The 19190-nt window shown below is 44.2% G+C and carries 24 protein-coding genes; 18 read left to right on the forward strand and 6 right to left on the reverse strand.

Annotation, left to right across the window (positions count from 1 at the left end; all coding sequences use genetic code 11):
- Positions 1-15 precede the first annotated feature (15 nt).
- Both G3M65_RS00880 and kdsB read left to right on the forward strand, forming a co-directional pair.
- A complete protein-coding gene (locus G3M65_RS00880) occupies positions 16-333 on the forward strand; it encodes a hypothetical protein (RefSeq protein ID WP_173832696.1) in 318 nt (105 codons plus the stop codon).
- Positions 330-1049, forward strand: coding sequence for a 3-deoxy-manno-octulosonate cytidylyltransferase (kdsB, locus tag G3M65_RS00885; protein ID WP_173832697.1), 720 nt, complete (start codon positions 330-332; stop codon positions 1047-1049). The genes G3M65_RS00880 and kdsB overlap by 4 nt, the downstream gene beginning before the upstream one ends.
- Here the strand turns inward: kdsB and lpxC are convergent.
- Positions 974-1813, reverse strand: coding sequence for a UDP-3-O-acyl-N-acetylglucosamine deacetylase (gene lpxC, locus G3M65_RS00890; RefSeq protein ID WP_173832698.1), 840 nt, complete (start codon positions 1811-1813; stop codon positions 974-976). The genes kdsB and lpxC overlap by 76 nt on opposite strands.
- 23 nt (positions 1814-1836) lie before the next feature.
- A complete protein-coding gene (locus G3M65_RS00895) occupies positions 1837-2535 on the reverse strand; it encodes a uroporphyrinogen-III synthase (RefSeq protein WP_173832699.1) in 699 nt (232 codons plus the stop codon).
- A gap of 21 nt (positions 2536-2556) precedes the next feature.
- Between G3M65_RS00895 and dnaG the strand changes: the two genes are divergently transcribed.
- The 6 genes from dnaG to G3M65_RS00925 are packed head-to-tail and all read left to right on the forward strand — an operon-like array spanning position 2557 to position 9088.
- Positions 2557-4092: a DNA primase gene (gene dnaG / locus G3M65_RS00900; RefSeq protein ID WP_173832700.1), complete on the forward strand. Its 1536-nt coding sequence runs from the start codon at positions 2557-2559 to the stop codon at positions 4090-4092.
- A 13-nt stretch (positions 4093-4105) separates the two neighbouring features.
- Entirely contained in the window at positions 4106-5689 is a 1584-nt protein-coding gene (gene cimA, locus G3M65_RS00905) for a citramalate synthase (RefSeq protein WP_173832701.1), read from the forward strand.
- A 4-nt stretch (positions 5690-5693) separates the two neighbouring features.
- Positions 5694-6071 carry a hypothetical protein gene (locus G3M65_RS00910; RefSeq protein ID WP_173832702.1) on the forward strand — a complete coding sequence of 126 codons (378 nt, stop codon included), beginning with the start codon at positions 5694-5696 and terminating at the stop codon, positions 6069-6071.
- A gap of 2 nt (positions 6072-6073) precedes the next feature.
- A complete protein-coding gene (locus tag G3M65_RS00915) occupies positions 6074-7312 on the forward strand; it encodes a S41 family peptidase (protein WP_173832703.1) in 1239 nt (412 codons plus the stop codon).
- Positions 7293-8297, forward strand: coding sequence for a tRNA (adenosine(37)-N6)-threonylcarbamoyltransferase complex transferase subunit TsaD (tsaD, locus tag G3M65_RS00920; protein WP_173832704.1), 1005 nt, complete (start codon positions 7293-7295; stop codon positions 8295-8297). The genes G3M65_RS00915 and tsaD overlap by 20 nt, the downstream gene beginning before the upstream one ends.
- Positions 8294-9088: a hypothetical protein gene (locus tag G3M65_RS00925; protein ID WP_254426282.1), complete on the forward strand. Its 795-nt coding sequence runs from the start codon at positions 8294-8296 to the stop codon at positions 9086-9088. Before tsaD ends, G3M65_RS00925 begins: the two co-directional genes overlap by 4 nt.
- A 2-nt stretch (positions 9089-9090) precedes the next feature.
- Here the strand turns inward: G3M65_RS00925 and fmt are convergent, their stop codons facing one another.
- From fmt to G3M65_RS00945, 4 genes are read right to left on the reverse strand one after another with little or no spacing between them, the layout of a single operon-like run.
- Positions 9091-9987 (reverse strand): methionyl-tRNA formyltransferase, encoded by an 897-nt coding sequence (gene fmt, locus G3M65_RS00930; RefSeq protein WP_173832705.1) that lies wholly within the window; start codon positions 9985-9987, stop codon positions 9091-9093.
- Positions 9984-11060 (reverse strand): bifunctional diaminohydroxyphosphoribosylaminopyrimidine deaminase/5-amino-6-(5-phosphoribosylamino)uracil reductase RibD, encoded by a 1077-nt coding sequence (ribD, locus tag G3M65_RS00935; RefSeq protein WP_173832706.1) that lies wholly within the window; start codon positions 11058-11060, stop codon positions 9984-9986. Before ribD ends, fmt begins: the two co-directional genes overlap by 4 nt.
- Positions 11060-11332: a TFIIB-type zinc ribbon-containing protein gene (locus tag G3M65_RS00940; RefSeq protein ID WP_173832707.1), complete on the reverse strand. Its 273-nt coding sequence runs from the start codon at positions 11330-11332 to the stop codon at positions 11060-11062. The genes ribD and G3M65_RS00940 overlap by 1 nt, the downstream gene beginning before the upstream one ends.
- Positions 11329-11766: a hypothetical protein gene (locus G3M65_RS00945; protein WP_173832708.1), complete on the reverse strand. Its 438-nt coding sequence runs from the start codon at positions 11764-11766 to the stop codon at positions 11329-11331. The genes G3M65_RS00940 and G3M65_RS00945 overlap by 4 nt, the downstream gene beginning before the upstream one ends.
- Before the next feature lie 19 nt (positions 11767-11785).
- Between G3M65_RS00945 and G3M65_RS00950 the strand changes: the two genes are divergently transcribed.
- The 10 genes from G3M65_RS00950 to G3M65_RS00995 are packed head-to-tail and all read left to right on the forward strand — an operon-like array spanning position 11786 to position 19190.
- Positions 11786-12232, forward strand: a complete 447-nt coding sequence (locus tag G3M65_RS00950; RefSeq protein WP_173832709.1) for a Na+/H+ antiporter subunit E — start codon at positions 11786-11788, stop codon at positions 12230-12232.
- Positions 12229-12480: an MrpF/PhaF family protein gene (locus G3M65_RS00955; RefSeq protein WP_173832710.1), complete on the forward strand. Its 252-nt coding sequence runs from the start codon at positions 12229-12231 to the stop codon at positions 12478-12480. The genes G3M65_RS00950 and G3M65_RS00955 overlap by 4 nt, the downstream gene beginning before the upstream one ends.
- Positions 12470-12751 (forward strand): monovalent cation/H(+) antiporter subunit G, encoded by a 282-nt coding sequence (gene mnhG / locus G3M65_RS00960; RefSeq protein WP_173832711.1) that lies wholly within the window; start codon positions 12470-12472, stop codon positions 12749-12751. Before G3M65_RS00955 ends, mnhG begins: the two co-directional genes overlap by 11 nt.
- The gene (locus G3M65_RS00965) at positions 12744-13610 is read left to right on the forward strand and encodes a hydrogenase subunit MbhD domain-containing protein (RefSeq protein ID WP_173832712.1); all 867 of its coding nucleotides are present in this window, start codon (positions 12744-12746) and stop codon (positions 13608-13610) included. Before mnhG ends, G3M65_RS00965 begins: the two co-directional genes overlap by 8 nt.
- Positions 13607-13885 (forward strand): cation:proton antiporter subunit C, encoded by a 279-nt coding sequence (locus G3M65_RS00970; RefSeq protein WP_173832713.1) that lies wholly within the window; start codon positions 13607-13609, stop codon positions 13883-13885. Before G3M65_RS00965 ends, G3M65_RS00970 begins: the two co-directional genes overlap by 4 nt.
- Complete coding sequence (locus tag G3M65_RS00975; protein WP_173832714.1) at positions 13885-15333, forward strand: complex I subunit 5 family protein; 1449 nt, start codon at positions 13885-13887, stop codon at positions 15331-15333. The genes G3M65_RS00970 and G3M65_RS00975 overlap by 1 nt, the downstream gene beginning before the upstream one ends.
- A 1-nt stretch (position 15334) precedes the next feature.
- Positions 15335-16828 carry a complex I subunit 5 family protein gene (locus G3M65_RS00980; RefSeq protein ID WP_173832715.1) on the forward strand — a complete coding sequence of 498 codons (1494 nt, stop codon included), beginning with the start codon at positions 15335-15337 and terminating at the stop codon, positions 16826-16828.
- A 21-nt stretch (positions 16829-16849) separates the two neighbouring features.
- Entirely contained in the window at positions 16850-18133 is a 1284-nt protein-coding gene (eno, locus tag G3M65_RS00985) for a phosphopyruvate hydratase (protein WP_173832716.1), read from the forward strand.
- A gap of 28 nt (positions 18134-18161) precedes the next feature.
- Positions 18162-18404, forward strand: coding sequence for a septum formation initiator family protein (locus tag G3M65_RS00990; protein WP_173832717.1), 243 nt, complete (start codon positions 18162-18164; stop codon positions 18402-18404).
- 36 nt (positions 18405-18440) lie between these two features.
- A complete protein-coding gene (locus G3M65_RS00995) occupies positions 18441-19190 on the forward strand; it encodes a tetratricopeptide repeat protein (RefSeq protein ID WP_173832718.1) in 750 nt (249 codons plus the stop codon).

The raw sequence follows: 19190 nt of genomic DNA on the forward strand, positions 1-19190 counted from the left end.
TTATAATCTTGTATCATGCAAGAACAATACGATAAATTCAGGGAGTATGTTGAGGAGCTTGAAAAGTGCAGGAAAGAACTGGAGAACCTAAGGTTTGAAAATAACTCAATGCACGAAAAGATATATAGACTTGAAATGGAAAAAAGTTCCCTCAAGGAAAAGGTTGAAAAGCTGACAGAATATATAGGAAACATAGAGCAAGTTTCAAGAAACAAAGACCAGATAATATCCTCCCTATCACAAGAGCTAAGTAGTTATAGAAAACTGCTTATAGCTCTTATTATGCTTATCCTTTTATTATTGCTTATAGTTGTTTACCTATCACTGCAATGAAAAAACTTATTGTAATACCCGCAAGACTTAGCTCCACAAGGCTAAGGGAAAAGCCTCTTATTTCCATACTTGGCAAACCATTAATAAGATGGGTAGTGGAAGGCTGTTTGAAGACTAAGGAGAGGGTAATCTTGGCTACAGACAGCGAGAGAATATACGAAGTGGTAAAAGACCTTCCTGTGGAGGTAAAGTTTACACCCTCTGACCTACCCTCTGGAAGCGACAGAGTTGCCTATGTGATAAGAGATGAGAAGGTAGACTGCGTAATTAACTATCAAGGTGATGAGCCCTTTGTATACGAGGAAGACATCCAGAGACTTTTCCACGCCCTTGAGGACCACCCTGTGGCCACCCTTGCCATAAAGGACCCACATGCCTACAAAGACCCCAACTCGGTAAAGGTAGTCCTACGTCAAGACCACACCGCCCTATATTTCTCAAGGTCTCCCATACCATACATGAAAACTTCTTCAGACCTCTATCCGCTAAAGCATGTAGGCATTTACGCTTACAGAAAGCAAACCCTTTTGGAGTTTACCACCTTGCAGAAAAGCACACTGGAGACCTTAGAAAACCTTGAACAGCTCCGCCTTTTAGAGGCAGGCTACAGCATAAAGGTAATTCTTACCAAAAACTACTATCATGGAGTAGACACGGAAGAAGATATAAGGCTTGTAGAAAGAGAGCTCTCCGCAAGGCTTTTTACGAACTCATAGTTTAGCTTATGTCCGCCAAGATAGGAAAAAACCTTGCCCTTTAGCCTAAAGCCCAGTAAGCTAAGGTCTCCGATAAGGTCCAAGAGTTTATGCCTTATAGGCTCGTCCTTTGACCTCATGCCCTCTGGGTTGTAGACAAAACCATCACCTATAACCACTGCGTTCTTTAAACTCCCACCCTTTGCAAGCCCATTCTGGAGCAGAAGCTCCACATCCCTGTCGTAGCAAAAGGTCCTTGCAAAGACCACCTCTTTTGCATTTCCACAGTATTGAGCGATGCCTTCCTCAAGGATACCCTTTACATAGCCTTTGTATGACGCACAAAAGCCTTCGTAGGGTTTTGCCTGTATATATCCCCTACAGTTTCTGACCTCAAAAGACTCTTTTATCTCCAAAAACCTTGCCTTTTCCTCAAGCTCAAGGGTTAAGTTTTTCAAGGTTTTATAAAAGTAATAACCGCTCCCGTCAAGTATAGGGACTTCATGTCCTTTTATGAACTCAATTGTAAGGTTGTCCACACCTAACATATAAAGAACCGCAAGCAGATGCTCTACCGTGCTAACCTTTACACCATCCTTTCCAAGCACGGTGGCATGGTCTGTACCTTGCACATATCTGTAATTGGCGGGTATGTATGTCCCTTTTACAAGAAACCTTATGCCCGTGTTTTCGCCCTCTGGATGGAGAACTATTCTTGAAACCTCACCGCTATGGATACCAATGTCTTCAAACTCTACATCTTTCAGAATAGTTTTCTGTTTCATCTTCATAATACCTTATGCAAAATTTATGCCAAACCTCTTAGGAGCTCCACCACCCTTTCAATAGAAGGCTTATCAGGAGTAAGGCACTTTAGCCCTATTTCCTTCTCAAAGAAAGCCTTTGTAGTTTTGCCAATGCATACCACTTTTATGGGTTCTAAAAGGATTATGACTTCTTCCTTTTGCAAGTTTGCAAGAAGACCCTTGACCGCAGAAGGACTTGCGAAAACTATAGCGTCCGCAGTGGAGAGCTTACTAATGAGCTCTTCCTTTTGGTATAACTTTGGCTTTATGGTGTATACATCTAAAGCATGCACCTCAAAACCGAGAGCCTTTAAACCTTCCATTACTTCCTCTCTTCCTATGGCAGACCGTGGCACAAGCACCTTTCCCTTAAAACCCCTAAATATTTTCAAAAGCTCTTCTCCATAGTAGTTCTCTGGCATAGCCCAGACCTTGTAGCCATGCTCTTCTACCGTCTTTTTAGTCTTTTCACCTACCACCACTATCTTCTCCCCTTTGAGCCTAAACTTAGAAAGGAATGCCTTTACCGCCCTTGGGCTTTGAAAGACTACAAAGTCAAAGCTCTCCTTTGGAGGCTCAAAGTCAAGAAACTCTTCTTCAATGAGAGGTAATTCCAAGACTTGAAAGCCAGCTCTTTCAAAGATGGGTCTATCCTTTTGTATATCCTCCTTGCTTCTGGTGAGGGCTATCCTTTTGAGCATGGATGAATATAATTTAACTCCATGCCCTCCTACAAAGAGCTTCTTGGAAAGATTGACATCGTGGATGTGATCTCCTCTTACATAGAGCTAAAAAGGGTGGGTAACAACTACACCGCAAGGTGTCCTTTCCATCCTGATGACACGCCTTCCTTTTATGTATCACCTTCAAAGGGTATCTTTAAGTGCTTTGGCTGTGGTGTGGGAGGCGATGCGGTTAAGTTTGTGAGCCTGTATGAAAACATAGACTACTGGGAAGCCCTTGAGAAATTAGCAAAGAGGTATGGTATAAAGATAAACCTTAAAAGAAAGGAAAAGGACAGCCAACTTCTTCTGGCTTTCCAAAGGGTTGCGGAGTTTTATCATGAGGAATTGAAAAACAGCGAAGTAGCTATCCAATACTTACAAAGTAGAGGTATAAACTCAAAGACCATAAGCAAATTCCAGCTTGGCTTTGCAGGGAACACAGAAAATATGATAAGGCTACTTAAAGAAGAGGGTCTTCTTGAAGTTTATGAAAAAAGCTCAAACCTTATAAAAATTGACGAAAGCGTATACAAGGACCTTTTCAGAAACAGACTAATAATCCCCATAAGGGATATAAAGGGCAATGTAGTAGCTTTTGGAGGCAGAAGTCTTGATGGAAGTCATCCTAAGTATGTGAACTCTCCAGAGTCCGAGGTTTTCAAAAAAAGGTCAACCCTCTTTGGTCTTTTTGAAGCAAAGGAATACATAAGGGAATCCCAGCAGGTAATTATTGTAGAAGGCTACTTTGACCTTATGAGCCTTTGGCAAGAGGGTATAAGGAATTGCACCGCACCTCTTGGCACAGCACTTACAGAAGACCATGCCCACGTGCTTTCTAAAATGGCGAGAACTGTCATACTTCTTTATGACGGAGACCAGGCTGGTAGGAGGGCGATACGGTCTTCTGTGCCACATCTTCTAAGGGCTAAGATAGAAGTAAGGGTTGTATACCTTCCAGAAGGGGAAGACCCAGACTCCTTTGTGAGAAAGGACTCAAAACTATTGAGGGAGATGCTTAGCTCCTCTGTATCTGTGGAGGAGTCCCTGCTTGAAGAGATAAAAAAGGGCAATCGTGAAGCCTTTGAGGACCTAATTTACTTTTGTGGCTTTATACCGGATGGTGTTAGGAGGTTTGAACTCCTCAAGGAAGTTTCAAAGATAACCGGTCTTCCCATTACAAGCCTTCAGGATAGAATTCCTAAGGTGGAGCTAAGGTCAAAGAAGGAAAAAATAGACCTTAGCTATCATGAAGCGGTTCTCCTCGCTGGGCTCTACAAGTTTGGTTTTGAAGGTGTAGACCTTGAGAATTTAAAGCTCTCCCCCCAGGCTATGGAAATGTTGGAAGCCCTCCAAAAAGGTGAATATCACCTTCTACCGGACTACATAAAGAATTTCAGAGCTTATGACCTTGAAAGGGCTTTTCAAGAAAGTTTTAAGGTGCTGAGCTCCGTGGAGGAGAGTTTTACCGTGAGCTTTGAAGAGCTTAGAAGGATGAGCAAGGAGCAACCCAGAAAAATCAGGCTTAGGAAGTGATATATTTTATATCATGGAAAAGGTTTTCATCTATGACACCACTTTGAGAGATGGTTCCCAAGCGGAAGGTGTGAACTTTTCCCTTGAAGACAAACTGCGTATATTCCAGAAGTTGGATGAGTTTGGTATAGACTACATAGAGTGTGGATGGCCCGGTGCAAACCCAAAGGATACTATACTTTTTGAAAGGTTAAGAAAATACAAACCTCAACACTCAAAGGTGGTAGCCTTTGGCTCTACCAGAAGACCTACAAAGAAAGCAGAGGAGGACCCACAGTTAGAAAACCTTATAAAGTCTGGTGCAAGGGTTATAACCATCTTTGGCAAAAGCTGGGATTTTCACGTAACAGAAGCATTAAAGACTACCCTTGAAGAAAACCTCTCCATGGTCTACGACTCTGTAAGGCTCCTTAAAGACCACGTGGAAGAGGTTATCTTTGATGCGGAGCACTTCTTTGATGGATACAAGCACAACCCCGGGTATGCCCTTGAGGTTTTAAAATCTGCCCTTGAAGGGGGTGCGGACTGGCTTGTGCTATGTGATACCAACGGAGGTTGTTTGCCTCACGAAGTTTACGAGATAACCAAAAAGGTAAAGGAAACCTTCCCCACAGCCAAGATAGGCATACACGCCCACAATGACTCCGAGACAGGTGTTGCCAATTCCCTTATGGCGGTTTTGGCAGGTGCAAGACAAGTGCACGGCACTATAAACGGTATTGGAGAAAGGACAGGCAACGCAAACCTCTGTTCCATAATTCCAAATCTTCAACTAAAGATGGGTTTTTCCGCTGTGCGAGAGGAAAGCCTAAGGAAACTAACAGAGCTGAGCCATTTTATCTCAGAAATATCCAACATGCCCCTTCCAAAGAATATGCCCTATGTGGGTGAAAGTGCCTTTGCCCACAAGGCAGGAGTGCACGCCTCTGCGGTTCTCAAGCATGCAAGCACCTACGAGCACATAGACCCTGCCCTTGTGGGAAACAGGAGAAAGGTTACAGTATCAGACCTATCGGGCAAAAGCAATATCCTATACAAACTTAGAGAGATGGGCATTGAAGTAGAAGAGAGGTCTCCTGAGCTTTTAAAACTCGTTGAGAAGATAAAGGAACTTGAGAAGGAAGGATACCACTTTGAAGCGGCGGAGGCTTCCTTTGAGCTCTTATGCAAAAGGCATTTCGGTCTCGTAAGAGACTACTTTAACCTTGATGCTTATAGGGTTCTAATAGCTAAGAGAAGCACAGATAACCTGCCAGTGTCCGAAGCAACGGTCAGGCTCTTTATAGAAGACATAAAACAGCATACCGCAGCCTTAGGTAATGGACCAGTAAGTGCCCTTGATAGAGCCCTTAGAAAAGCCCTTGAGGAGTTCTATCCAAGCCTTAAAGAGGTTCAGCTTATAGACTATAAGGTTAGGATAGTAAACGAGTCAGAGGGCACTTCTGCAAAGGTTAGAGTCCTTATAGAGTCCACAGATGGAAGAAGAAAATGGGGGACTGTGGGGGTCTCAGAAAATATAATAGAAGCGTCCTGGATAGCTCTTACAGACAGCTTGATTTACAAACTTCATAAGGATGAAGAGGAAGGTATAATTTAGAGTTATGAGAAGGTGGCTATTTCTCATACCCTTTCTGCTCTCTATGGCAGAGCCGGTCAAGGATAGCAAGCTAAGGGTGGAGCTTGAAGACAGGGATGGCTTGAAGCACAGTCTTAGAGGTCTTGTATGCAACGGTAGGAACCACTTAAGAGTTAGAGAAGGGAAGGTAGAATATGCGGTTAACTTTCCAAGCCTCAGGTCTATTGAAGTTCTCAGTCAAGATGGACCACAGTTGAAGGTCAGGCTTTCCTTTAAGGACGGTCCATCAAAAGACTACTTTATACCAGCAAACACATACTGCAAAGGGAACTCGCAAGCTGGTGAGGCAGGGTTTTACCTTAGGGATATTAAGACTATATTTATCAAAACGGAGGAAAAATGAAGATGAGTAGGTTTAAGCTCTTTGGTCTCTTTTTTGCGACATTCGTTGTGGGTTTCTTACTGGGAAGTGCAGGTGCATCTCAAGGTAGCAAGCAAGAAGACGAATACAGATACTTTAGGATGTTTACCGATGTGTTTCGCACTGTCAAGGAAAATTATGTAGGGGAAGTCAATACAAAGGAGCTTATATACGGGGCTCTTAACGGAATGCTCAAATCCCTTGATCCCTTTTCTGCCTTCTTTACTCCAGAGCAGTACAAAGAATTCAGGCAGGAAACAGAAGGGGAGTTTGGCGGTGTGGGTATAGAAATAGGTATGGATAAGGGAAGACCCATAGTTATATCACCCATAGAAGGCACGCCAGCCTATAGGGCAGGCATAAAGTCTGGTGACCTAATTATTGAAATAGATGGCGAAGACACCTCCAACATGAACTTGATGGACGTGGTAAGAAAGATAAGGGGCAAGCCAGGAACCAAAGTAACTCTAACTATAATGAGAAAGGGAGTGGACAAACCTATAAAGGTTGAGCTTGAAAGGGCGGTTATAAAGGTTGAAAGCGTCAAATGGACAAAGGTTCAGGATGTGGGATACATAAGGCTCTCTCAGTTTACAGAAGGTGCAGGTAGAGATGTGGAAAGGGCAGTGAGAAGTTTAATATCCCAAGGTGTAAAGGGGATAGTGCTTGACCTTAGAAACGACCCCGGTGGGCTTCTAACAGAAGCCATAAATGTCTCTGAGGTCTTTCTAAAAGAAGGCAAGCTCGTGGTCTATACAAAAACAAAAAACGGAGAGGTGACAAGATACTTTTCAAGGAAAAAGCCGGTGCTTCCAGAAAGCGTTCCTCTTGTTGTCCTCATAAACAAGGGTTCAGCCAGTGCGTCAGAGATAGTGGCGGGTGCACTACAAGACCACAAAAGGGCTATACTTGTAGGTGAAAGGAGCTTTGGAAAGGCGTCTGTGCAAAACATAATACCTCTTGAGGATGGCTCCGCCATAAAGCTAACAGTAGCCCACTACTACACACCCTTAGGAAGGCTCATAGACAAAAAAGGTATACAGCCAGATGTGGAGGTTAAAGTTTCGGAAGAGCAAGAAGAAAAGCTACAAGAAACCATAAGGCAAAAAAGGCTTCAGGGTGTAACTGGCGTTATAGTTGAGCCAGAGCTTGACCCACAGCTAAAGAGGGCTATAGAAATAATCAAATCCGGTCATAAGGGATATGCACACACTGGCGGTTGAAACCTCCTGTGATGAGACCGCACTTTGTATATACTCCGACCAAGAAGGAGTAATAGGAGACATAATACTTTCTCAAGCAAAGGTGCATTTTCCTTACGGTGGAGTAGTGCCTGAACTTTCTGCAAGGGAACACACGAAAAACCTTCTACCCCTTCTGGACAGACTCTTGAAAGAGACGAGTTTTGACCTAAAAAAGATAGACTTTATCTCCTTTACTCTTACACCTGGACTTATCCTCTCTTTGGTGGTAGGTGTGAGCTTTGCCAAGGCTTTGGCTTACGCCTTAAGGAAACCCCTTGTCCCAGTCCACCATCTGGAAGGGCATATATACTCCGTTTTTCTTGAAAAGCCAGTAAGCTATCCCTTTCTCGCTCTTATAGTCTCTGGAGGGCATACAGACCTATACCTTGTGGAAAACTTTGGCAGATACCTTTTTCTTGGTGGAACCCTTGACGATGCGGTGGGAGAAAGCTACGACAAGGTGGCAAAGCTCATGGGACTTGGATATCCGGGTGGTCCCATAATTGACAGGCTTGCCAAAGAGGGTAAACCTATCTACAACCTTCCAAGACCTATGATAGAAGAGGATACTCTTAACATGTCCTTTAGTGGTTTAAAGACTGCGGTAAGAAGGCTTGTAGATACTCAGGAGTATTCAAAAGAAGACCTCTCCGCTTCTTTTCAAAAGGCTGTGATGGACATTTTGGAAAGAAAGGCACTTTTGGCGATGGAGAAAACTGGTGTAAGAAGGCTTGTGATAGTGGGTGGCGTGTCCGCAAATTCAGAGCTAAGAAGACGCTTTTTAGAACTCTCAGAAAGGTTTGGCTTTGAACTTCATATACCTCATCCGAGGCTTTCTACCGATAACGCTCAGATGATAGCCTATGCAGGGAAGGAAAGGTTTAAAAGGGGCATAACCGCACCAGAGGATATTAATCCAGAGCCTAATGTGCCTCTGGAGGTTTTTGGAAAGACTTGGAGTTGAATGATGGTATAATCAATATGAATCACAAAATGGTAAGAGAAGGGCGAATACGAGAAATATATAACGTTGCTTTGCAAGTGATAAAATACTTTGAGAGTGGGATAAGGTATTCTGAATTAAAAAGAGAAATATCAAAGAGACTACCAGAAGCTAACCCTAAAACCATAGAAAACGCATTGCACAGGCTTAGACAGGGAATACAAAAAGGTGTAGAGAAAAGAGTATCTATGCCAGAGAAGGGACTGTATGTGTGGAATGATAAACAAACGAGAAGTAAGCAAATCGTATATAAACCTAAAAATAGAGAGGAGGACTTTTACCAGCCTTTTGCTAATTATCTGGTAGAAGAGCTAAGCGAATGCACGAAGGCTGTTCCTCTTGGAGGAAACATCTTTCAAGACAAGTGGGGGACGCCTGACGTGATTGGTGTATATAGGTTTTCTGATATCGACCCTATAAAGCCACCTCCTGAGCTTATAACCGCAGAAATTAAAATTGCAATTGACACTGCCTCTCTTATAACAGCATTCGGTCAGGCTTGTAGCTATAAGCTCTTTAGCCACAAGGTGTACGTGGCTATCCCAGAGCAAGCGGGGCAGGAAGCTATAAGTAGGCTTGAATCGCTCTGCATTCTATTTGGAATAGGTCTTATACTTTTCAATTTTGAAGATCCAAATGACCCACAGTTTCAAATAAGAACCAGGGCTCAAAAGAGCGAACCAGACTACTACTATTTGAACCAATACTTGAGGAGGCTACCAGAGGATAAAAAAAGGGAACTTTTCGGATGAGCTTAAGCGAACTTTTCCACCTTATACCCCCTCAAAAACTCCTCTCCACTCATAACCTTTCCCTTTGGAGATACAAGCTCAAGCACCTCAACCGCACCCTTTCCACAGGCAACTAAGAGTTTTTTCCTATCAAGAACCTCTCCTGGGTTTCCTTGAGCTTCCACAGTTTTGACCCTAAGGACTTTAATCCTTTCGCCTTTTTCTGTCAAGGCATAGCAGTCTGGGTATAAGCCTCTTATTCTGTTTCTTACGCTTTCTGCATCCGCTTTCCAGCATATTCTTAGCTCTTCCTTTTGCACCGGCGGTGCATAAAGTGCCTTGCTGTGGTCTTGTGGTATGGGTTTTATATTGCCCTTAAACCATTCCCTTAAGGTCCTTACCAAAAGGCTTGCCCCCTTCTGGGAGAGCCTTTCCGAAAGGGTCTTTAGGTTATCCTCTAAGTGGATGGGCTCTTTTTCCTGAGAGAGAATATCTCCTGTGTCCATCCCCTCATCCATAAGCATGACTGTGTTTCCTGTTATCTTTTCCCCAGCCATGATAGCTCTTTGAATGGGTGCAGAGCCTCTATAGGCTGGAAGTAGGCTTGCATGCAGGTTTATACAGCCATAGGTTGGGTAGTTTATGACTTCTGGTGGGAGTATTTTGCCATAAGCGACCACCACTATACAGTCTGGCTTTAGCCTTTCCACTATGGGCATTATTTGACTTTTCTTCTCTGGCTGAAAAACCTCTATGCCAAGCTCTTTGGCAAGCACTTTTGTAGGTGGTGGCGTGAGCTTTTGACCTCTGCCTGCAGGTTTGTCTGGTTGGCAAACCACTCCCAAAAGTTCAAACTCTTGGTGCAGAGCTTTTAAGGATGGCAAGGCAAACTCGGGAGTGCCAAAGAAAAGTATTTTCATGACCTTATATATTCTAAAGCCACGTCATCGCCAAAGGTTTTTACATCCCTAAGTTTTAGCCTTGGTGCATCCCTCAAAAGCTCCACCCCTATATCTCCTATCCTTTTACCCTCTCCAATGAGAATGGGACCCAAGAAAACCCAAAGGCGGTCAAAAAGACCCTCTTTTATGAAAGAGGTCAAGGTAATAGCACCACCCTCTACAAGAAGATGCATCACCTCTAAAAAGTAAAGCTCTCTCAAAACCTCCCTCAGGTCCAGGCTTTTATCTTTGGCTGGTGCAAGGATAACTTTGACCCCCTTGTCTTCAAGTCTTTTGACCTTCTCCTTGTTCTCGCTTATGGTAAATACAAGAGTTTGAGCGGAGTGGTCTTCCACAAGGTGGCACTCCTCTGGAATCTTCAGCTGTGGGTCAAGCACTATCCTTATGGGCTGTCTTTCCCACTCAAAGGCTCTTATGGTAAGTCTTGGATTGTCCCTCAAGAGGGTGTTTATACCCACAAGCACTGCGGTTGCCTCTGCCCTAAGGCGGTGTGCAAAGTTTCTTGCCTGCTGTGAGGTTATCCATTGGCTTTCTCCAGTCTTTAGTGCCAAAGACCCATCTATGCTCTGAGCCCACTTCAAGGTTATGTAAGGTCTTTTCTGGGTGATATAAACAAAGAAATCCTCGTTGAGCCTTTTGGCTTCCTCTTCAAGAAGTCCCACCTCCACCTCTATGCCTGCTTTTCTTAACCTTTCCACACCCTTTCCAGATACAAGTGGGTTTGGGTCAAGGGTGGCAATCACCAACCTTTTTAACCCTGCCCTTATAATGGCGTCCGTGCAAGGTGGAGTCCTACCATAATGGGTGCAAGGCTCAAGGGTCACATAGAGGGTTGCCCCCTTTGCCTTCTCCCCTGCCCTTTCAAGAGCGACCACCTCCGCATGAGGCATGCCAGCCCTTTCATGATAACCCTCTCCCACCACCTGTCCATCTTTTACTATTACACAGCCAACAGTGGGGTTAGGATGTGTAAGACCCTTACGCAAATATGCAAGTTCTAAAGCCCTTTTCATAAACCTAAGGTCTTCCATCAGTCAAATATATCAAATATCTCGCCAAAGATGGACTTTTTCTTCTTTTTGTGCTTGTATTCTTCGTATCTTCTGTAGATTTCAGGGTGCTCTCTTGTTATTCCCCTTAGCTCCTCGTCAAGGGCACTTTCTGCCCTTTGTATTGCCTGAATTATCTTAGAAAGCTCACCCTTGTCAAGCCATATGCCACCACAAACAGGGCAAACATCCACCAAAACACCATACTTGTTGACTTCCAAAAGTTCCACATCAACGCATCTCGGGCACTTCATCTTTTCTCTTCAAGCTCTTTTATAAACTCAAGCATGTCTATGTAGATTATACCAAAGGCATCCTGAATAGCCCCTCTCCTTGGAAGGTCACCTACACCTCCTGTGGGTTGCGAGTATGGGACAGAGGTTGAAAAAACCTTTTTTACCTCACCCACAGTTAAACCAACCTTTAGCTCTAAGTTGTAGGCACTAACCCTTTGTTGAGGAGTAAAGGCTATGGGCGTTTCCTTTAGTAATTCTATATATGGCTTTATTTCCTGAGCCCCATCTCCACACCTAAGCCTGTTTCCCGACTCTAACACCGCCCTTTCAAGACTCTTTCTGAAAGCGTAGCTTAGGTAAACCTCCGCATAGGGGTTTTCCACCTCTTTTATGCAAAAGTCCTTTGCAAGGGAAAGGGAAAGGCTCAAAAACAAAGCCAAGAATAATCTCATAGCTTTTATAATATACCCCATGCTTCTTCTTGCAGTATTGTATTCTCTTCTTTGGATAGCCATAGCGGGCTATGACCTAAAGTCTGTGTTTTTTGGAGTTTTGGCGGTAGGCTCTGCCCTTTTTGTGCATATAACCCTTGGGCTATACCCTCCTCGTATAAATCCTATTGCTCTTTTTGAGTTTCTTGGAGTGTTCCTTTGGCAAGCCCTTCTGGGTGGGATAGATGTGGCAAAACGCATAATCAGTCCACAGCTCAAGGTGAACCCCGGCTTCGTAGTGTATAACTTCCAAAGTGAAAAGCTCTGGGTCAAAATACTCTTAGCCTTGACCATAAACCTTACTCCTGGCACTCTTAGTGTGGTGATAGAGGATAAGCAGGTTTTGGTTCATACTCTTGATGTGGAAAGCTACAACGAGGAATCTGTTAGGTCGCTTGAAAGACTTTTGGATAGGGTCTTTTCATGAAGGAGTTTATACTCTTTTTACTCGGACTTAACTTAGCCCTTGGTTTTGTGCGTATCTTTAGGGGACCAAGTGTGGTAGATAGCATGCTGGCTTCCTTGCTCCTTGGCACTGGCGGGACTTCTCTCATACTTGTCCTGTATAAGTTTACAGGTCAGGCTTTTCTTTTAAATCTTGCCCTTGGCTTTGCCCTCCTTGCGGGAGTTGTGGGTGTAGCCTTCGCTATAATAATGCTAAGAGATGCTGATTGAGATACTCTCCACAAGCCTCATATTGATAGGTAGCCTCTTTTTGCTTATAGGTAGTGTGGGGCTTATAAGGCTTAGGGACTCTTACAGTAGGCTTCATGCCCTAACTAAGGCGGATATGCTGGGCTTTGGCTTTGTGGTTTTGGGCGTTATGTTCTCCGTAAGTAGCTTGGGAGAGGCTTTAAAGTTAGTTATAATATGGGTCTTTGTGGTAGTTTACAGCTCCATAGTGGGATACGCTATAGCCAACAGCAAGAAGAAAAGGGATGCTTGACATAATAATAGGACTTTTAATGCTCCTGTCCGCTTTTGCTTCGCTACAGAGCAAGGACCTTTTAAAAAGCGGAGTTTTCTTTGTGGTTTTTGGTTTTATGAGTGGTCTTTTGTGGATTAGGCTTTCCGCACCAGACATAGCCATGGTGGAGATAATACTGGGTTCCGCCATAACAAGTATTCTCATATTTAAGCTGTCAAGGGGTGTAAGGGATATTGCCATGAAACCTAAATTATGGAGAAGGCTCTGGGCTGGTGCAGGCTCTTTGGTGCTTTTTGTATTTCTCACCTTTTACCTGTTTACGGTAAGAGAGGAAGAGAGGGTAGGTGGTCTTGTTTTTGAAAAACTTAGTCTCAGCGGTGTGGAGAGCCCTGTAACTGCGGTCCTTCTTAACTTTAGAGGATACGACACGCTCTTAGAAGTTGGTGTTATAACCCTTGCGGTAATTGGTATATTAGCCCTTGAGCCAAAGAAAAAAAGCTATGAGTGGAACGATATAGTGGTGTGGCGCTTTTCTAAGATATTCCTTCCCGTGATAGCCCTCTTTTCTCTTTACATAACCTATCTTGGAGCTTTCTCTGTGGGTGGTGCCTTTCAGGGTGGCTCTCTCTTGGCAGGTGGTCTTGCCTTTTTGAGCCTCTCTGGACAAAAATTGCCAATAAGAGAGAACCCTACCCTTTTCCTCGCCATGCTTAGCCTTGCGGTCTTTGTAGCCTTTGCCTTTGCATACGCCCTTGTAGGACATGGCTTTCTTACCTACCCCCTTGAGCTTTCAACCTTGTCTATAATGCTTATAGAGATTTCCATATGTATTTCCACAGGAATGCTACTATACATAGCCATAAGAGGTAGACTATGAAGGAACTGTATTATCTGCTCTCCTTTCTTCTCATAAGTATGAGCACCTACTACTTTATCACCGCCATAAACTTTGTTAAGAGGCTTATTGCAGTCAACATCTTAGGCTCTGGCGTTTTTCTCTTTTTTGTGGCAACCGCAAGAAATACTCCCTCTGAAAACCCAGACCCCGTGCCACATGCTCTTGTGTTAACGGGCATAGTGGTGGCGGTAAGTGCCACAGCCTTTGCGGTTTCCTTACTTTTGCACCTTAGTAAACAAAGAGAGGAAGAGTGATGCTTGGCTTTGACCTTGGCTATCTTGTGGCAGTGCCTCTTATAGGTGCTATCCTCTCTCTCCTATCTCCTATTAGGCTTTTTGTTGCGGTTGTTTTCAGTCTGCTTTCGCTGACCCTTTCCTTGTATGCCTTTTACATAACCTTAAGCATGTATGAACCCATCTATCAATGGGTAGGAGGCTGGCCTGCACCACTTGGAATTGGCTTTAAGTTAGATGGAGTTTCAGGCTTTTTCCTTATGATGAGCGGGGTGGTGAGCTTTGCGGTGGGAGTATACTCTCTGGGTTTTTTCAAAGAAGGCTACAAGAGACAAGGAAGGTTTTTCTGGTTTTTCTTCTTTTTCCTCTGGACGGGGCTTAATGCTTTTTTCCTCTCTGAAGACCTTTTTAACCTATATGTTGCCCTTGAGGTGCTTTCCCTTACTGCGGTGGTGCTTGTTGCCCTTCCAAGCCACAGAAAAGCCATAAAGGCTTCTGTGAATTATCTGTTTTTGTCTCTGTTTGCTTCCATGTTTTACCTCTTTGGCGTTGCCATGCTATACACCAATTACGGAACTCTTAGCATGTCCTTGCTTGCCCAAAGACTTGCAGGAACTGAAGAATTTGTCTTTGCCCTTTTCCCTCTCCTCTTGGCTCTTTCTATAAAGTCTGCCCTTTTCCCCTTTCACTTTTGGCTTCCACCAGCCCACTCAAGCACGGTGGCACCTGCCAGTGCTCTTCTTTCCGGGCTTGTGGTAAAACCACCTGCATACCTCATACTTAGACTTTGGCTTGATGTTTTTCCAGACAATCTGAGCCTTGAATACCTGAGCTGGGTTTTGGGTGGGCTTGGTGCTCTTGCAGTGCTTTTTGGCTCCTATTACGCCATAAGGCAGAGAACCATAAAGATGCTCTTGGCATACTCTACCGTTGCACAGATGGGATACCTTTTCCTTATGGTCCCTATATACTACAAAGCCCAAAGCCTTGAGGTTAAAACCATTGTCCTTCAGGGTTTTGCCCTTCAGGCTCTTTCCCATGCCTTAGCAAAAGCCAGCATGTTCCTATCCTCTGGAAACGCTATATATGTGGCTAGGAGGGATGAGCTTTCCTACATGCCTGGCTTTGCCCATAGTCATCCCTTTACCTTTTTCGCTCTCTTTTTCTCAGGTGCAACCCTTATAGGTCTGCCACTAAGCGGTGGCTTTGTTGCCAAGTTTCTACTTTTGAAGGCTTCTATACAGATAGGTTTTGTGTTTCAAGGTGTTATATTTCTTCTGGGAAGTTTGCTTGCGGCTATGTATATTTACCCTATCTGGAAGGAGAGCTTCTCTTCTAAGCCAGAAAAACTTTATGACCATCCCATTCCACGCTCTATGGAGCTTTCCGCCTTTATGCTTGGGTTTATTGCCTTTTCCATAGGGCTAATCTCAGGCTTTTTAATACAAGGAATTACGGGAAGAGACTAACATGGACCAGTTTATGGTGCTTAGTTTACTCTTTAGTTCCTTTGTGGCGAGCCTTGTGATAGCGTTTTTAAAGGAGGAGTGGTATACCCTTAGAACCCTTGTAAACATAGGTGCTGCGGTATACAAGCTCTTTGTAATAGGCTACCTTCTTTTAGCTGTGTATCAGGATAGGGTTTTTGAAATAAGCTATCCTATGGTATCCTTTGCGGACTTTCACCTCAAAATAGACCCCCTTGGGCTTTTGTTTGTGAGCCTGTCTTCCTTCTTGTGGCTTCTCACCACCTTCTACGCAGTTGGTTATCTTGAGGGTTCTCCAAACCGTAGGAGGTTCTTCACTTTCTTTAACCTTGCGGTTACTTCTACCATGGGTATTGCTCTCGCAGGTAACCTCTTTACCTTCTTCCTCTTTTATGAACTTCTTACTCTAAGCACTTATCCTCTCGTAGTCCACAGGGGGACAAAAAAAGCTCTAAGTGCAGGTGGTGTTTATCTGCTTTATACCCTTCTTGGTGGAAGCCTTTTCCTTATATGTGTGGTTATCCTCTATGTTTTAGTAGGTGATGGAAACTTTAGTGTGGGTGGTAACACCCAGCTCAAGGCTTGGGCTACTGAAAACACGCATCTTGCAGGTTTGCTTTTCTATGGTCTTTTCTTTGGAATGGCGGTAAAGGCCGCAGTTTTTCCGCTTCATGGTTGGCTAACAAGGGCTATGGTGGCACCGGCTCCAGTTAGTGCCCTCTTGCATGCGGTGGCAGTGGTAAAGGCTGGTGCCTTTGGTGTGGTCAGGCTGGTTTACGACCTATATGGTGTGGAAACGGTTCAGTCTTTAAGCCTTTGGCAACCCCTTGCTTACCTTGCAGGCTTTACCATAGCCTTTGGCTCCCTTATGGCTGTCTTTCAAAAGGAGTTAAAAAAGAGGCTCGCCTACTCCACCATAAGTCATATCTCCTATATAATCCTTGGCACGCTTATACCAGGACCCACTGCCACCATGGGAGCTCTCTTACATTTGGTAAACCATGGTATAATGAAGATAACCCTCTTTATGTGCGTAGGGAACTACTCAGAAGCCTACGGAATACACAGGGTAGAAGAGACAAGGGGCGTGGGCAAAAGAATGCCTCTGACTACCCTTGCCCTTACTCTCGCATCCTTGGGTCTTATAGGACTTCCCTTCACTGCAGGCTATCTTACAAAGGAATACCTACAAAAGGGTGCACAGCTTGCAGGGGCTGAATGGGCGGTCTATTTGCTGTATGCAAGCTCTCTGCTAAGTGCTCTTTATCTACTACCTATAGTCTTCAGTGCATGGTTTGGCAAGAAGGAGTTTAAAGAAGAGAGAAAAACAAGGTTTGAAACAGGACTCCTTATGCTCCTTCCGCCGCTTATAACGGGACTTTTAACCATACTGATAGGTATATCTACGAACACGCCCATAAATCCCTTAGTTTGGGTAAGGCTCATAGCCAAAAGAGAGTATGGAGAAGTGCCATAGGCTATGCTATAATCTATAGCCATGTCTTCCATAGCAAAGGTAAAGGCAAGGGAAGTTTTAGACTCAAGGGGAAATCCTACAGTTGAGGTGGAAGTGGAGCTATCCTCTGGTGCAAGGGGAAGGGCTATAGTGCCCAGCGGTGCATCCACTGGAGAAAAGGAAGCCCTTGAGCTAAGAGACCATGACCCCAAAAGGTATCTTGGAAAAGGCGTCCTAAGAGCGGTGGATAATGTAAACTCCATAATAGCAAAAGAGATAGTGGGGCTTGATGCCAGCAAGCAGTCCCTTATAGACAAAGTGCTTATTGAACTTGACGGAACACCCAACAAAAGCAAACTCGGTGCAAACGCCATACTGGGTGTAAGTATGGCGGTAGCGAGAGCGATGGCACAAGAGCTTGGAATAAGCCTTTACAGATACATAGGGGGTCTAAGAGCCAAAAGGCTACCAGTGCCTTTGATGAATGTAATAAACGGTGGAGTTCATGCGGACAACCCTCTTGACATACAGGAATTTATGATAGTCCCCGTGTGCGGAGGGAGGTTTTCAGAGGCACTAAGGGCGGGAGTGGAAGTCTTTCACCACCTAAAGGCAACTTTAAAGGAAAAGGGATATTCTACCAATGTGGGAGACGAAGGCGGGTTTGCACCCAACTTGAAAAGCACAGAGGAAGCCTTAGATATGTTAATGTATGCCATAGAAAAGGCGGGATATAAACCAGGTGAAGATGTGCTTTTGGCTCTTGACTGTGCGTCTTCTGAGTTTTACTACGAGGACGAGCTGTATCACTTTGAAGGTAAAAAACTTAGCTCAGAGGAGCTGTGCGGTTTTTATGCTAAACTCTTAGAAAAATATCCGATAGTATCCATAGAAGACCCCATGGCGGAGGGTGATGTGGAAGGTTGGAAGCTTATTACACGAGAGCTCGGTGACAAGGTTCAGCTTGTGGGAGATGACCTTTTTGTAACAAACCCAAGCATCTTCCAAGAGGGTATAAGAGAGGGGCTTGCCAATGCCATACTTGTCAAGCTAAATCAAGTGGGGACTCTTACAGAAACACTACAAACCGTAGAAATAGCCCAAAAGGTAGGGTACAAGGCGATAATTTCCCATAGGTCTGGAGAAACGGAGGATACCTTTATCTCACATCTTGCGGTAGGAACGGGAGCAGGACAGATAAAGACCGGCTCTGCATCACGCACAGATAGGATAGCAAAATACAACGAGCTTTTGAGGATAGAAGAGGAGCTTGGAGATGAAGCGGAATTTGGAGGGAAGGGAGAATTTTCGGTTTTTAAAGCCTGAAGGGTTTTCAAAACTATTCTTTTTCCTTATGGTCCTTTACACCTTTTATAATCTTTTCCTTAGCCAGTATAATGTATTTAGGGTCTTTGAACTAAAAAAAGCCAGCGTTGAGCTTAATGCCAAGATATCTCGCCAAAGGGCGGAAAATAGTAATACAGAACAAGTCCTTGAGCTTATAAGGGAAAACCCTGAGCATTTTAAGGATAAATTCGCTCGCGAATACATGCAGTTACAGAGAGAAGGAGAGTATATACTTCTCTTCAGACATTAGAGGGATTACTCCCTTTAGTGTTATAATTTAGAGATTATGAGAAGGACATTTACAGCCTTGTCTTTGTTTTATTTAATATGGTTAGCCTCCTGTGGTGGTATAACAAAAGAGGAGTTTGACAAAAGAATTGCAAGCCTTGAGGGCAGGATATCACAGCTTGAAGAAAGGCAGAGGTCTTTAGAGGAAAGGAACCTTAGGACAGAAGCCAGGGTAGACAACATCTCTGAAAGCCTTGCAAGGACAAGGCTTGAACTGGAAAGGCTTAGAGTTGAAAGACATGGCACTGGTCAGGCTACCAAGTTGCCAGAGCCCGTAAGGGAAGTGCCACAGCCTTCACCAAGTGTTCCAGAAAGGCTCCAAGAAACTCCTCAGGCTCAACGCGACAATCCACAGCAGGCAACTGAAGAGTATCAAAGGGAGTATGATGAAGCCCTAAAGCTTTACAACTTAAGACAGCTACACCAAGCAAGAGACAAGCTCATAGATTTTATAAAAAAGTATCCGAGAACACCTCTCACGGACAACGCCTATCTATGGCTTGGTGTGGTCTACAGAGACCTTGGAGAAATGAACAAAGCGGAAGCGGTTTGGCTTACCTTAGTGGAAAGGTGTCAAAGGAAAGAGATGGTAGACTGCAATAAAGCACCCTCTGCCCTGCTTCAATTGGCAAGGCTTTACGAACAAAGAGGAGACAATCAAAAGGCAAGGGAATACTACGAGGCTATATTGAGAGATTACCCACTTTCTGAAGAGGCGGGGATAGCAAAGACAAAGCTTGGAAGGTGA

It is taken from the genome of Hydrogenobacter sp. T-8, from assembly GCF_011006175.1.
GTDB classification, from domain to species: domain Bacteria; phylum Aquificota; class Aquificia; order Aquificales; family Aquificaceae; genus Pampinifervens; species Pampinifervens florentissimum.

What these genes read in the sequence shown, in the direction of transcription:
- G3M65_RS00880 (WP_173832696.1), top strand. Translation starts at nt 16, where the DNA reads ATGCAAGAACAATACGATAAATTCAGGGAGTATGTTGAGGAGCTTGAA.
- kdsB (WP_173832697.1), top strand. Translation starts at nt 330, where the DNA reads ATGAAAAAACTTATTGTAATACCCGCAAGACTTAGCTCCACAAGGCTA.
- lpxC (WP_173832698.1), bottom strand. Translation starts at nt 1,813, where the DNA reads ATGAAACAGAAAACTATTCTGAAAGATGTAGAGTTTGAAGACATTGGT.
- G3M65_RS00895 (WP_173832699.1), bottom strand. Translation starts at nt 2,535, where the DNA reads ATGCTCAAAAGGATAGCCCTCACCAGAAGCAAGGAGGATATACAAAAG.
- dnaG (WP_173832700.1), top strand. Translation starts at nt 2,557, where the DNA reads ATGCCCTCCTACAAAGAGCTTCTTGGAAAGATTGACATCGTGGATGTG.
- cimA (WP_173832701.1), top strand. Translation starts at nt 4,106, where the DNA reads ATGGAAAAGGTTTTCATCTATGACACCACTTTGAGAGATGGTTCCCAA.
- G3M65_RS00910 (WP_173832702.1), top strand. Translation starts at nt 5,694, where the DNA reads ATGAGAAGGTGGCTATTTCTCATACCCTTTCTGCTCTCTATGGCAGAG.
- G3M65_RS00915 (WP_173832703.1), top strand. Translation starts at nt 6,074, where the DNA reads ATGAGTAGGTTTAAGCTCTTTGGTCTCTTTTTTGCGACATTCGTTGTG.
- tsaD (WP_173832704.1), top strand. Translation starts at nt 7,293, where the DNA reads ATGCACACACTGGCGGTTGAAACCTCCTGTGATGAGACCGCACTTTGT.
- fmt (WP_173832705.1), bottom strand. Translation starts at nt 9,987, where the DNA reads ATGAAAATACTTTTCTTTGGCACTCCCGAGTTTGCCTTGCCATCCTTA.
- ribD (WP_173832706.1), bottom strand. Translation starts at nt 11,060, where the DNA reads ATGGAAGACCTTAGGTTTATGAAAAGGGCTTTAGAACTTGCATATTTG.
- G3M65_RS00940 (WP_173832707.1), bottom strand. Translation starts at nt 11,332, where the DNA reads ATGAAGTGCCCGAGATGCGTTGATGTGGAACTTTTGGAAGTCAACAAG.
- G3M65_RS00945 (WP_173832708.1), bottom strand. Translation starts at nt 11,766, where the DNA reads ATGAGATTATTCTTGGCTTTGTTTTTGAGCCTTTCCCTTTCCCTTGCA.
- G3M65_RS00950 (WP_173832709.1), top strand. Translation starts at nt 11,786, where the DNA reads ATGCTTCTTCTTGCAGTATTGTATTCTCTTCTTTGGATAGCCATAGCG.
- G3M65_RS00955 (WP_173832710.1), top strand. Translation starts at nt 12,229, where the DNA reads ATGAAGGAGTTTATACTCTTTTTACTCGGACTTAACTTAGCCCTTGGT.
- mnhG (WP_173832711.1), top strand. Translation starts at nt 12,470, where the DNA reads ATGCTGATTGAGATACTCTCCACAAGCCTCATATTGATAGGTAGCCTC.
- G3M65_RS00965 (WP_173832712.1), top strand. Translation starts at nt 12,744, where the DNA reads ATGCTTGACATAATAATAGGACTTTTAATGCTCCTGTCCGCTTTTGCT.
- G3M65_RS00970 (WP_173832713.1), top strand. Translation starts at nt 13,607, where the DNA reads ATGAAGGAACTGTATTATCTGCTCTCCTTTCTTCTCATAAGTATGAGC.
- G3M65_RS00975 (WP_173832714.1), top strand. Translation starts at nt 13,885, where the DNA reads ATGCTTGGCTTTGACCTTGGCTATCTTGTGGCAGTGCCTCTTATAGGT.
- G3M65_RS00980 (WP_173832715.1), top strand. Translation starts at nt 15,335, where the DNA reads ATGGACCAGTTTATGGTGCTTAGTTTACTCTTTAGTTCCTTTGTGGCG.
- eno (WP_173832716.1), top strand. Translation starts at nt 16,850, where the DNA reads ATGTCTTCCATAGCAAAGGTAAAGGCAAGGGAAGTTTTAGACTCAAGG.
- G3M65_RS00990 (WP_173832717.1), top strand. Translation starts at nt 18,162, where the DNA reads ATGGTCCTTTACACCTTTTATAATCTTTTCCTTAGCCAGTATAATGTA.
- G3M65_RS00995 (WP_173832718.1), top strand. Translation starts at nt 18,441, where the DNA reads ATGAGAAGGACATTTACAGCCTTGTCTTTGTTTTATTTAATATGGTTA.